The organism is Bradyrhizobium sp. 40, assembly GCF_023100925.1.
GTDB lineage: Bacteria > Pseudomonadota > Alphaproteobacteria > Rhizobiales > Xanthobacteraceae > Bradyrhizobium.
In genome coordinates this window covers 6,603,274-6,615,186 of sequence record NZ_CP064688.1, presented here as the reverse complement: position 1 = coordinate 6,615,186, position 11,913 = coordinate 6,603,274, and the positions used below count along the sequence as shown (strand labels likewise).

General features: G+C 64.7%; 14 protein-coding genes. 11 read left to right on the top strand and 3 right to left on the bottom strand.

What is annotated here, in order from left to right:
* Nucleotides 1-52 precede the first annotated feature (52 nt).
* Together gluQRS and IVB40_RS31695 are read left to right on the top strand one after the other, a co-directional pair.
* A complete protein-coding gene (gluQRS, locus tag IVB40_RS31700; protein WP_247817319.1) occupies nucleotides 53-925 on the top strand; it encodes a tRNA glutamyl-Q(34) synthetase GluQRS in 873 nt (290 codons plus the stop codon).
* 104 nt (nucleotides 926-1,029) lie between these two features.
* A complete protein-coding gene (locus IVB40_RS31695; RefSeq protein ID WP_247817318.1) occupies nucleotides 1,030-2,343 on the top strand; it encodes an ATP-binding protein in 1,314 nt (437 codons plus the stop codon).
* Here the strand turns inward: IVB40_RS31695 and IVB40_RS31690 are convergent.
* A complete protein-coding gene (locus tag IVB40_RS31690) occupies nucleotides 2,270-3,163 on the bottom strand; it encodes a YihY/virulence factor BrkB family protein (RefSeq protein ID WP_027565623.1) in 894 nt (297 codons plus the stop codon). The genes IVB40_RS31695 and IVB40_RS31690 overlap by 74 nt on opposite strands.
* 204 nt (nucleotides 3,164-3,367) lie before the next feature.
* On the opposite strand from IVB40_RS31690, the gene IVB40_RS31685 reads away from it, so the two are divergent.
* The 6 genes from IVB40_RS31685 (at nucleotide 3,368) to IVB40_RS31660 (ending at nucleotide 7,373) form a co-directional block, all read left to right on the top strand.
* Nucleotides 3,368-3,562, top strand: a complete 195-nt coding sequence (locus tag IVB40_RS31685) for a twin transmembrane helix small protein (protein WP_247427614.1) — start codon at nucleotides 3,368-3,370, stop codon at nucleotides 3,560-3,562.
* A gap of 1 nt (nucleotide 3,563) precedes the next feature.
* Entirely contained in the window at nucleotides 3,564-4,136 is a 573-nt protein-coding gene (locus IVB40_RS31680) for a cob(I)yrinic acid a,c-diamide adenosyltransferase (RefSeq protein ID WP_247817317.1), read from the top strand.
* A gap of 124 nt (nucleotides 4,137-4,260) precedes the next feature.
* On the top strand, nucleotides 4,261-5,010 hold the full coding sequence (locus IVB40_RS31675) for an electron transfer flavoprotein subunit beta/FixA family protein (protein WP_018453239.1): 750 nt from the start codon (nucleotides 4,261-4,263) through the stop codon (nucleotides 5,008-5,010).
* Nucleotides 5,010-5,954 (top strand): FAD-binding protein, encoded by a 945-nt coding sequence (locus IVB40_RS31670; RefSeq protein ID WP_247817316.1) that lies wholly within the window; start codon nucleotides 5,010-5,012, stop codon nucleotides 5,952-5,954. Before IVB40_RS31675 ends, IVB40_RS31670 begins: the two co-directional genes overlap by 1 nt.
* A 193-nt stretch (nucleotides 5,955-6,147) precedes the next feature.
* On the top strand, nucleotides 6,148-7,029 hold the full coding sequence (locus IVB40_RS31665; protein WP_007597339.1) for a 3-hydroxybutyryl-CoA dehydrogenase: 882 nt from the start codon (nucleotides 6,148-6,150) through the stop codon (nucleotides 7,027-7,029).
* 149 nt (nucleotides 7,030-7,178) lie between these two features.
* Nucleotides 7,179-7,373, top strand: a complete 195-nt coding sequence (locus IVB40_RS31660; RefSeq protein ID WP_247285811.1) for a hypothetical protein — start codon at nucleotides 7,179-7,181, stop codon at nucleotides 7,371-7,373.
* A gap of 11 nt (nucleotides 7,374-7,384) precedes the next feature.
* Here the strand turns inward: IVB40_RS31660 and IVB40_RS31655 are convergent, their stop codons facing one another.
* Entirely contained in the window at nucleotides 7,385-8,074 is a 690-nt protein-coding gene (locus IVB40_RS31655; protein ID WP_247817315.1) for a TlpA disulfide reductase family protein, read from the bottom strand.
* A gap of 106 nt (nucleotides 8,075-8,180) precedes the next feature.
* Between IVB40_RS31655 and argH the strand changes: the two genes are divergently transcribed.
* The 3 genes from argH (at nucleotide 8,181) to lysA (ending at nucleotide 11,251) form a co-directional block, all read left to right on the top strand.
* Nucleotides 8,181-9,578, top strand: a complete 1,398-nt coding sequence (gene argH / locus IVB40_RS31650; protein ID WP_027565619.1) for an argininosuccinate lyase — start codon at nucleotides 8,181-8,183, stop codon at nucleotides 9,576-9,578.
* A 93-nt stretch (nucleotides 9,579-9,671) separates the two neighbouring features.
* A complete protein-coding gene (locus tag IVB40_RS31645; protein ID WP_247285814.1) occupies nucleotides 9,672-9,962 on the top strand; it encodes a lipoprotein in 291 nt (96 codons plus the stop codon).
* 23 nt (nucleotides 9,963-9,985) lie between these two features.
* On the top strand, nucleotides 9,986-11,251 hold the full coding sequence (gene lysA, locus IVB40_RS31640) for a diaminopimelate decarboxylase (protein ID WP_247404345.1): 1,266 nt from the start codon (nucleotides 9,986-9,988) through the stop codon (nucleotides 11,249-11,251).
* Between the two features lie 57 nt (nucleotides 11,252-11,308).
* On the opposite strand, the gene IVB40_RS31635 is transcribed toward lysA, so the two are convergent.
* The gene (locus IVB40_RS31635; protein ID WP_247357797.1) at nucleotides 11,309-11,899 is read right to left on the bottom strand and encodes an SRPBCC family protein; all 591 of its coding nucleotides are present in this window, start codon (nucleotides 11,897-11,899) and stop codon (nucleotides 11,309-11,311) included.
* Nucleotides 11,900-11,913: the final 14 nt, after the last annotated feature.

Genomic DNA, 11,913 nt, shown 5'->3' with positions numbered 1-11,913 from the left:
GTGTTGGAAGATGGATGATCGGGTAAGCCCGGCCATGACGAGATTTGTGCATATGTCGCCACCCGTTTTCCGATTTGCCCCGAGTCCGAACGGTTTTCTGCACCTCGGCCACGCCTATTCAGCGCTGTTGAATTCCGACCGCGCGCGCGAGACCGGTGGGCGGCTCTTGCTGCGGATCGAGGACATCGACGCGACGCGTTGCCGGCCGGAATATGAGACAGCGATCTACGAAGACCTCGCCTGGCTCGGCATCGCCTGGGAGACGCCGGTGCGGCGGCAGTCGGAGCATCTCGACGCTTATCGCGCGGCGCTGGACAGGCTCTCGGCGCTGGGCCTGGTCTATCCCGCCTTCGAAAGCCGCGCCGAGATCGCAAGGCTGGTTGCGGCGCGTGAAGCGGATGGGCCTTGGCCGCGCGATCCTGACGGCGCGCCGCTCTATCCCGGCGACGCCAGATCGCTGCCCGCCGACGAGCGCGACCGCCTCATCGACACCGGTGCGCCTTATGCGCTTCGGCTCGATATGGCGGCTGCCTGCCGCCGCGCCGCCGGCCTGAGCTGGAACGAACTGGGCGAGGGGCCCGATGGTGAGCGTGGTGTCGTTCCGGCGCGGCCAGAAGCCTGGGGCGATGTCATTGTGGCCCGCAAGGAGACGCCGACCAGTTACCATCTGTCTGTCGTTGTCGATGATGCGCTCCAGGACATCAGCGAGATCGTGCGGGGCCAAGACCTGTTCCACGCCACTTCGGTCCACCGTTTGCTCCAGGTTCTGCTCCGCCTGCCGGAACCCGCCTACCGCCACCATGGGCTAGTTCGCGACCAGGGTGGCCGGAAACTGTCGAAATCAACCAGCTCGACCGGCCTTCGTGAACTGCGCGCTGCCGGCGCCACGCCGGCCGGTATCCGCCAGCTGGTGGGATTAGATTAAGTTTCTCTGGGGGTTAGCCAAACGCCGCCGTGACTCCGGGTGTTCCGCCGTGCCATGCTCACCTGACGGCCCGGGGTTCGAAGGGGATACTTCGAAGGGGAGTTATGGCGGCGAAAACGCGCGCAGCGCGCACTACGGGGACGTCCAAGCGAGTGGCTCGGAAGCGCTCCGGGCCGACTGCCCGGTTGCGCAAGCGCAGCACCAAGCGGGTCGAGCCGGACGTCGTCCAGGCCGCGCTTGCCGCCTTTGCCCATGAGGTCCGCACCCCCCTGACCGGCATTCTCGCGATCAGCGACCTGCTCGCGACGTCGGATCTCGGGGAACGGGAAAGACGCTGGGCCGACACGATCAAGGCTGGGGCCGAGCATCTGGCGAACCTTGCCACCCTGTTCGTCGACGCCGCCCGAAGTGGCAAGGGGACGGGGAAGGCGGTCGGAGGTGGAAGCTCGCTGCGGCAGGATTTGTTCGACCTGCGGACGCTCGCACGCAACGCCGGCGATTCGCTGGCCGGTCGCGCCGCGGCCAAGGGTCTCCAGGCCGAGGTCGATATCTCGGAGAAGCTGCCGGGGCTGGTGGTCGGTGATCCCGTTCGCCTCCGCGCCGCGCTCGAGAACCTGATCGACAATGCCGTGAAGTTCACCGAGCACGGCGGCGTGGCGCTCACGGTCGCGCCTTGGCGTTCCGCCAAGAGCAAGAGCAACAGCAAGGGCAGCACCAAGAGCAAAGGCAAAGCAAAGAACAAAGGCAGCGTCGGTGTCGCCTTTGCCGTGTCCGACAGCGGCATCGGCCTCACCATGGCCGAGATCAAGCGGCTGTTCCGGCCGTTTACCCAGGCCAATGTGACCATTGCCTCGCGCTTCGGCGGCGCCGGCCTGGGCCTGTCCTCGGTGAAGCAACTGGCGCGCGCGATGGGTGGCGACATCACGGTCGCCCCTCGGCCCGGCGGCGGCGCCACCTTCACGTTGACGGTGTCGGTGGATGCCACGGGATCGGGCAAGTCCCGCAAGTCGAAGGGTGAAGCCGAGATGGATGCGGTCCCGGCGCTGCGCTTGCTCAGCGTCGAGGACAATCCGTTCGGCCGCGTCGTGCTCAACACCATCCTGACCGAGCTCGGTCATCATGCCGAGTTCATCGGGCGCGGCGAGGACGCGGTGAACCGGCTCGCGCAGGGCGCCTTCGACGCGGTGCTGATGGATATGGTGCTGCCGGGCATCAATGGCGTCGAGGCGATCAGGCGGATCCGCACTATGGCGACGCCGCTGGCTCAGATCCCCATCATCGGGGTGTCCGGCCGCGGCGAAGACGAAGTCGCCTCACGCGAAGCCGGCGCCGACGCCTTTTTGGTCAAGCCTGTGTCTCCGCGGGCGCTAGCGACTGCGCTGCTTGCAGCGACACGCCGTGAGGAAGCCGCGACTTGATGATCGCGGCGTTGAGCTCGCCGCCGAAAACGAAGATCGCCGCGATGAAGTACAGGAACACCAGCGCGATGATCACCGAGGCGAGCCCCGCATACATCGTCACGTAATTGTTGGCGAAGCGCGCCAGATACTGCCCGAACACGATGCCCGAGATCAGCGACGCCACGATGGTGAAGACGATGCCGGGCAGGATCTGCAGGAACCGGCGCCGTCCCGCCGGCAACCAAGTATGCAGGATGATCAGCGCCACGACCAGCGCGCCGACGGTGATGCCGTAGCGCAGCCAGGTGAGGATCCTCTCGTTGGACTCGACGAACAGCGGAATGTGGGCGCGCGCGGCCTCGATGAGGAGCGGCCCGAGCACGATCAGGAATGCCATGGCGAGCGCGGTGATGGCCGCAATCAGCGTGTAGGCAATCGATTCCAGCCGTAGCCAGTACCAGGGCCGCATCTCCACGACCGCATAGGCGCGGTTCAGTGCGACCCGCAGCGCCTCGACGCCGTTGGAGGCGAAGTAGACCGACAGCACCGCGCCGATGGTGAATAGGCCGGTGCGGGTCGTGGTCAGCACGTCGTGGACTTCCCCCGAGATCGAATCCGCGACCTGCTTGGGCCAGACCTGGAGCATCAGGCTTGCGGCCTGGTCCGCGAGTTCCTTGGAGCCGAAGAAGCCGGCGAGCGAGGTCAGCACGATCAGGAACGGGAACAGCGCCATCAGTGTCGACAGTGCAATGTGGCTCGCGATCGCCCAGCCATCGTCGGCCAGGAACGTGTAGAACGCGTCCATCGCGACGACGTAGATGGCACGGATTGCCTTCACGCACCACCTGCACTGCTGTTGTCGTTTCCTCTTCCCGCGCGGGGGAAACGCATTCCGACCTCTCGCCGCAGGCGGGGAGAGGCGAAGAGGACGGGTAATTCGCGCAAATCCAGATTCATCCAGCTAGCTTCTGATATTATTGGCTTAAAAGCCAGATCGGGAACGCCATGGCGGACCGGCGCGGAGGGTGTTATTTACCCTCGAATGGCATCTCTTCTGAGTACTTTCATCCTGCCGATCGCGGTCGGCGCCGTGGCGTTGGTGCTGCTGCTAGGTCTCATCAACATGATGCGCGGCGGCTCGCCCAGCACCTCGCAGAAGCTGATGCGCTGGCGCGTGCTGCTTCAGTTCGTGGCGATCGTCATCGCGATGGTCGCCGTGTGGGCGATGGGGCGTTAACATGGTCGTGCTCAACCGCATCTATACGAAAACCGGTGACGACGGCACGACAGCGCTCGGCTCGGGCGAACGCCGGCCGAAATATGATCTGCGCATCGAGGCCTACGGCACGGTCGACGAGACCAATGCCGCGATCGGCGTGGTCCGGCTTCACACCAGGGATGCGCCCGAGCTCGACGCGATGCTTGGCCGCATCCAGAACGATCTGTTCGACCTCGGCGCGGACCTCGCGGTGCCCGAACGTGAGGGCAAGGCGGAGCGGCTACGGGTGGTGGCGAGCCAGGTCGAGCGGCTCGAGCGCGACATCGACGCGCTCAACGACAAGCTGGCACCCCTGACCTCCTTCGTGCTGCCGGGCGGCACGCCGGCCGCCGCCTACCTCCATGTCGCCCGTACGATTTGCCGCCGGGCGGAACGCGTGATGGTGGAACTAGCGGCCCGGCCGGAAGAGCCCGTTGGTCCCGCTGGCATCCAGTATATGAATCGCCTGTCGGACTTCCTGTTCGTCGCGAGCCGCGCCAGTAACGACGACGGCGCCGGCGACGTGCTCTGGGTTCCGGGCCAGAATCGCTGACCCATTAGGCGGCGCATTTCTGGGCGCCAAAATTAGACCCCTTCGCGCGTTGACCGGGCCGGATCAGGCCTTTAGGTTCCGCGCCAGTTGATAACCCCCTCCCAGATTGAGTGAAAGAGGATCGATGAAGGTCTTGGTGCCGGTAAAGCGGGTGGTCGATTACAACGTCAAGGTCCGCGTCAAGAGCGATGGATCGGGTGTTGAACTCGCCAACGTCAAAATGTCGATGAACCCGTTCGACGAAATTGCGGTCGAAGAAGCGCTGCGCCTGAAGGAAGCCGGCAAGGCGACCGAAGTCGTGGTGGTCTCCATCGGACCGGCGCAGGCGTCGGAAACGATCCGCACCGGTCTCGCCATGGGCGCCGATCGCGGCATCCTGGTGAAGGCCGAGGGCGCGGTCGAGCCGCTCGCCGTCGCCAAGATCCTGAAGAAGATTGCCGACGAAGAGCAGCCGGGCCTGATCATTCTCGGCAAGCAGGCGATCGACGACGACAGCAATCAGACCGGCCAGATGCTGGCCGCGCTGCTCGGGTGGTCGCAGGCGACCTTCGCCTCGAAGCTCGAGGTCGAAGGCAGCGACTTCAAGGTCACCCGCGAAGTCGACGGCGGCTTGCAGACCGTGAAGCTGAAGGGACCGGCGATCGTCACCACCGATCTCCGTCTCAACGAGCCGCGCTATGCCTCGCTGCCGAACATCATGAAGGCCAAAAAGAAGCCGATTGCAGACAAGACCGCCGCCGATTACGGCGTCGATCTCACCGCGCGCCTCGAAGTTCTCAAGACGACCGAGCCGGCGGGCCGCAAGGCGGGCGTCAAGGTCAAGGACGTCGCCGAGCTGGTGTCGAAACTCAAGAACGAAGCCGGGGTGCTCTGATGACGACGCTTCTGATTGCCGAACACGACAATGCGTCGCTCAAGGATGCGACCAACAAGGCCCTGACCGCGGCGGCCGCGCTCGGCGCGGACGTCGAGGTTCTGGTGGCTGGCGAGAATGCCAAGGCTGCAGCGGACGCGGCCGCAAAGCTTGCCGGTGTGAAGAAGGTGCTGCTCGCCGACGGCTCGCTCTACGCGCACGATCTGGCCGAGCCGCTGGCCGCGCTGATCGTCTCGCTGGCGCCGTCCTATGACGCCATCGTCGCGCCCGCGACCTCGCGCTTCAAGAACGTGATGCCGCGCGTCGCGGCCCTGCTCGACGTCATGCAGGTCTCGGAAATCACCAAGGTGGTCGCCCCCGACACCTATGAGCGTCCGATCTACGCCGGCAACGCCATCCAGACGGTGAAGTCGAAGGACGCCAAGAAGGTCATCACGGTGCGCACCTCCACCTTCGCCGCAGCAGGTGAAGGCGGCAGCGCGTCGGTCGAGAGCGTCGCGGCGGCGGCCGATCCGGGCCTGTCGTCCTTTGTCGGCGAGGAAGTCGCAAAGAGCGACCGTCCCGAACTGACCTCGGCCAAGATCATCGTGTCTGGTGGCCGCGCCATGCAGAGCCGCGAGAATTTCGCAAAGTACATCGAGCCGCTCGCCGACAAGCTTGGCGCCGGCGTCGGCGCTTCGCGCGCGGCGGTGGATGCGGGCTATGCGCCGAACGACTGGCAGGTCGGCCAGACCGGCAAGGTCGTGGCCCCCGAGCTCTATGTCGCAGTCGGCATTTCCGGCGCGATCCAGCATCTGGCCGGCATGAAGGACTCCAAGGTGATCGTCGCGATCAACAAGGACGAGGACGCGCCGATCTTCCAGGTTGCTGATTACGGCCTGGTCGCCGACCTCTACCAGGCGGTTCCGGAGCTGACGGCCGAACTCGGCAAGCTCGGCAAGTAAAACGCGCTAAAACACCGGCCGGAGCTATAAACTCCGGCCGGTGTTGCTTTTTGAGGCGTTTTCTTTGGCGCGGGACACGCCTTCGAAGCGATCCAATCTAGGTTTCGAGGCCGGGTTCTGATTAAATCAGACCTCCCGGCTCAGGGGGATAGGCAGGCGCGGTTGATAGCGCGTCGTTCCGGTGGATGACATTATGGCGGCAGTAATCAAGAAGGTCGGCGTGATCGGCGCGGGGCAGATGGGCAATGGCATCGCACATGTCGCTGCGCTGGCCGGCTTCGACGTGGTGCTCAACGACATTTCGACCGACCGCCTCAAGTCAGGCATGGCTACGATCAACGGCAACCTGACGCGCCAGGTCTCCAAGAAGGCCGTTAGCGAGGACGACAAAGCCAAGGCGATGGCGCGTATCGTGGCCGGCGAGAAGCTGGACGACCTCGCGGACTGCGATCTCGTGATCGAGACCGCGGTCGAGAAGGAAGAGGTCAAGCGCAAGATTTTCCACGATCTCTGCGCGGTGTTGAAGCCGGAGGCGATCGTTGCCTCCGATACCTCCTCGATCTCGATCACGCGGCTCGCCGCCGCCACCGACCGGCCCGAACGCTTCATCGGCATTCACTTCATGAATCCGGTGCCGTTGATGGAGCTGGTGGAGCTGATCCGCGGCATCGCCACCGACGACCAGACCTTCGAGGCGTCAAAGGAATTCGTCGGCAAGCTCGGCAAACAGGTCGCGGTCTCCGAGGATTTCCCGGCCTTCATCGTCAACCGCATCCTGCTGCCGATGATCAACGAGGCGATTTACACGCTGTACGAAGGCGTGGGCAATGTCGAGGCGATCGACGCGGCGATGAAGCTCGGGGCGCACCATCCGATGGGCCCGCTGGAGCTCGCCGATTTCATCGGCCTCGATACCTGCCTGTCGATCATGCAAGTGCTGCATGAGGGCCTCGCCGACTCCAAGTACCGCCCGTGCCCGCTGCTGGTGAAATACGTCGAGGCGGGCTGGCTCGGTCGCAAGACCCAGCGCGGTTTTTACGACTACCGCGGCGCCAAGCCGGTTCCGACGAGATAAGCCGGTCTCGCGCCCCGGCTCTGCGTCGCGTCATTGCATGGCGCGCCGCGTCCGGAACACGGACAAAGCCCCACCTAGGGCGTTTCGTGGCAATTCATGTCCCGTTAACCGCTCGCGTCTAGGTTACGGCCGGTACGAGGGTTTGCGTAATGGACATGATGGCGATGGTCAGCAGCATGCTGGCCTCTCAGCAAGGCGCGCTGCAGTCGAATATCTCGGCGACGCTGATGAAGCAGAACGCGGACGCGGAGAAATCCACCGTCCTGACGCTGCTCGGCGCCGGACAGCCCTCGCTTGCCAATGTCGGCGCCGGCCTCGGCAGCAACCTCAACGTCACCGCCTAAAACATCGTCGCCTAGAACGACGCGGCGGCTTTGCCCGTCGCAGCCCGGATCAGCTTGAGCGCATCTTCGCTCGCCCATTCCGCCGGCCCCGCGATCGTCGCGATCTCGCAGCCTTGGGGATCGACCAGCACCGAGGTGGGCATGCCCAAAGCCCGGCCTATCGCCTTAAGATCTTGAAAAACCTTGGCTTTCTGATCGTTGAAATAGCCGAGCCTGATAAGATTGGCCTCTTTCAGGAACGTCTTGGGCTTCTCGGGGTCGCGGGTGTCGATATTGATCGCCACCACCTCGAAATTCGGGCCCGAAAGCTTGCCCTGGAGCTCGTCCAGCGCCGGCATTTCCTTGCGGCAGGGCACGCACCAAGTGGCCCAGAGATTCACCAGCAGCGTCTTGCCGCGGAAATCCGACAGCTTCTTCGGCCTGCCGTCGGCGTCCTCGAAGGCCAGGTCCGGCAGCTTCAGCGGTGCGGTCGCCATGGTCAGCGCCGCCACCTCGCCATGGACGAGCGGGGCGATCTTCTGTGCCGTGTTCACCGCCGCCCGGCAGGCGGGATCGCCGGATGGGGACCGGCCCAGGCCGAGCCCGTACAGCGCGGCAAAGCCAGCCAGGCCCCCGACCACCACGGTAGCGATGACGACGGGGATGCGGCGCGTGGCCGACCGTGCTTTCGTTTGGTCGAGCCTGTCGTTGGGGTCGAGCATATCGTTTGTCATCCGGTCGCAGATATGGCTATCAGAGGCCTCTTAATACGGCTGGCAGCCGTCAGCAAACGTGCGGCGGCGACAGGCAAGGCGTGAGCAGGGGATCATGAGCAACAAGATGTGGGGCGGCCGGTTCTCGGAACGCCCCGACGAGATCATGGAAGAGATCAACGTCTCCATCGACGTCGATCGTCACCTCTTTGCCCAGGACATTGCCGCGTCCAAGGCCCACGCCGCGATGCTGGCCGCACAGGGCATCATCACGGCCTCTGATGCGAAAAATATCGGCAAGGGTCTAGACACGATTTTGTCAGAGATCGGCAAGGGCGGCTTCGAATTCAAGCGCGCGCTCGAGGACATTCACATGAATGTCGAGAGCCGCCTGTCCGAGCTGATCGGCCCTGCCGCCGGCCGCCTGCATACGGCGCGCTCGCGCAACGACCAGGTCGCGACCGATTTCCGTCTCTATGTCCGCGATGTCCTCGATGAGACCGACGCCGCGCTCGCCGCATTCCAGCGGGCGCTGGTGGAGCGCGCGCTGGAGCATGCCGGGACGGTCATGCCCGGCTTCACGCACCTGCAGACCGCGCAGCCGGTGACCTTCGGCCACCATCTGCTCGCCTATGTCGAGATGGCCGCGCGCGATCGCGGCCGTTTCCAGGACGCGCGCAAGCGGCTGAACGAATCCCCGCTCGGAGCTGCAGCGCTCGCCGGTACCTCGTTCCCGATCGATCGTCACGCCACGGCGAAGGCGCTCGGTTTTGATCGTCCGATGGCCAACTCGCTCGATGCGGTCTCCGATCGCGACTTCGTGCTGGAGACGCTGTCGGCGGCCTCGATCTGCGCCGTGCACATGTCGCGCTTCGCCGAGGAGATCGTGATCTGGACCTCCCCGCTGGTCGGCATGATCCGCCTCAGCGACAAGTTCACCACGGGATCCTCGATCATGCCGCAGAAGCGCAATCCTGACGCCGCCGAGCTGGTGCGCGCCAAGACCGGCCGCGTGATCGGCGCGCTCAATGGGTTGCTGATCGTGATGAAGGGCCTGCCGCTCGCCTATCAAAAGGACATGCAGGAAGACAAGCAGGGCGCGATGGAAGGCTTCGCCGCGCTGTCGCTCGCGATCCGCGCCATGACCGGCATGGTCCGGGATCTCGTGCCTGATGAAGCGAAGATGAAGCTTGCTGCAGGCGAGGGCTACGCCACCGCGACCGATCTTGCCGACTGGCTGGTGCGGACGTTAAAGATGCCGTTCCGCGAGGCCCATCACGTCACCGGCCGCATCGTCGCGAAGGCCGCCGAGGGCGGCGTGGCGCTGCACGAGCTCCCGCTCAAGGAGATGCAGGCGATCGAGCCGAAGGTTACGAAAGACGTGCTTGGCGTGCTCTCGGTCGAATCGTCGGTCAAGAGCCGGACCAGCTTCGGTGGCACCGCGCCGAAGAACGTGGCGGCGCAGGCCAAGGCCTGGCTGAGGCGGCTGGAAAAAGAGCGAAAATTGGGCTGAGGGCAAAATTTCGCTTATGTTTCATGATCATCCGGGTCTCGCCAGAGCGCGCCAATCTCTGTATGGTGCGCCGCGCGTAGTGGGGATTTCGTCGTGACGTCAAAGTTTCGCCCGGCCGGCTCGGGGTGGGCCATCATTGTCTTGAGCCTGACGGCGCTCGCGCTTGCCGGCTGTGGCCGCAAGGGCCCGCTGGATCTGCCGCCGACCGCTTCGAGCGCGTCCACAGCCAACGTCGCACCGCCGACCGACACCGAGGCCGAAGCCCAGAGGACGCCGAGCGTGTTCAATCCCACCTATGGCGCGGACGCCGCACCGGCGGCGACCAAGGGCAGGAAGAAACCGTTTATCCTCGACCCGCTGCTGGACGAAAGACCCAGCCGATAGGCTGGGGCAACTGAGCCAACGCCATGAACCATTTTGACTATCGCAACGGCGTGCTGCACGCCGAGGCAGTGAACCTGTCCGAGCTGGCTGCAACCGTCGGCACGCCGTTCTATTGCTATTCGACCGCAACGCTCGAGCGGCACTATCGCGTTTTCACCGACGCTTTCGCCGGCGAGAAGGTGCTGGTCTGCTACGCCATGAAGGCGAATTCCAACCAGTCGGTGCTGCGCACGCTGGCCAGGCTCGGGGCCGGCGCGGACGTGGTCTCCGGCGGCGAATTGAAGCGCGCGCTGGCCGCCGGCATTCCGGCAAACAAGATCCTGTTCTCCGGCGTCGGCAAGACGGAAGACGAGCTGCGAGCGGCGCTGGCCGCCGACATTCTCTGCCTCAACGTCGAATCCGAGCCCGAGCTCGAGTTGCTGTCGCGCCTTGCGACCGAGACGGGCAAGACCGCGCGGATCTCGATCCGTGTCAATCCCGACGTCGATGCCGGCACCCACGCAAAGATCTCGACCGGCAAGTCCGAGAACAAGTTCGGCATCCCGATCGCGCATGCCCGCGAGGTCTATGCCCGCGCCGCGAAGCTGCCGGGCATCGAGGTCACAGGCACCGACGTGCATATCGGCAGCCAGATCACCGACCTGTCCAAGATGGAGATCGCGTTCCGCATCCTCTCCGAATTCGTGCAGACGCTGCGTGCCGACGGCCACAACATCTCGCATGTCGATTTCGGCGGCGGCCTCGGCATTCCCTATTACATGGACCGCGAGGCGCCGCCTGCGCCCGACGCCTATGCCGCGATGGTCAAGCGCGTCAGCCACAATCTCGGCTGCACGCTGATGTTCGAGCCGGGGCGCATGATCGTCGGCAATGCCGGCATCCTGGTCGCCAAGGTGATCTATGTGAAGCACGGTGACGGCAAGAATTTCGTCATCATCGACGCCGCCATGAACGATCTGATCCGTCCGACGCTGTACGAGGCCCATCACGACATTCTGCCGGTGACACAGCCTGCGAAGGGGGCCGCGACCATGATGGCCGACGTCGTCGGCCCGGTCTGCGAGACCGGCGACTACCTCGCGCTGGATCGCACGCTGCCGACGCCAAAGCCCGGCGACCTCATCGCCATCATGACCGCCGGCGCCTATGGCGCAGTGCAGGCCGGCACCTACAATACGAGGCCGCTGGTGCCCGAAGTGCTGGTGAAGGGCGACCAGTACGCCGTCGTGCGTCCGCGCATCGAGGTCGAGCAATTGATCGCGATGGATACGCCGGCGCCGTGGCTGTGAGGCTGTGATTGTTCACGATGAGCGCAGCTACCGCTGCGCCCATCGCTGCATTGACCCCTACTTCTTGAACCGGTCCTTGATTGCGGCGAGGCCGGAATCATAGACGCCGCCGAGGGCATCGACCGCTTCCTTCTCTCGCCCCGGGTCGGGCGTGTAGATGCCGGTCCATGTCACCACCGACGCGCCTTCACCCTTTGCCGTGACCTTGATGGTCGACTTATACTGGCTCACCGGCAGTGGGCTTGACAGGAACGCGTAGGAATAGCTGTAGTCTTTGTCGTTCCGCGCAGTCTGCGTCTCCACGAACGAAGCCTTGCCGTCCCTGGTGACGAGCGTGCGGGTTGGCGGCGACTTGCCGTCCACAATGCACTGCCCCACCGGCGGCAGCCAATCCTTGATCGCGCAGAACGGCCCGATCACGGACCACACCTCGGCCGCAGCACTGCTGACCTCGATGCTCCTCGTCAGATTGGCTGCGGACGCCGGCATGACGCCGACGCCCAGGCCGAGGGTGCAAATCGCGGCGCTGCGAACCGAAACGAGCAATCTGGAAGCCGCTGAATCGTATTTCTTCATGGTAATCTCCTGTGTCCGGCGGGCCGTGATGGCGGCGGCCGGCTTGCCAATGCCGGTCGAATAGACGCTCACCACCGTCCGCGGCC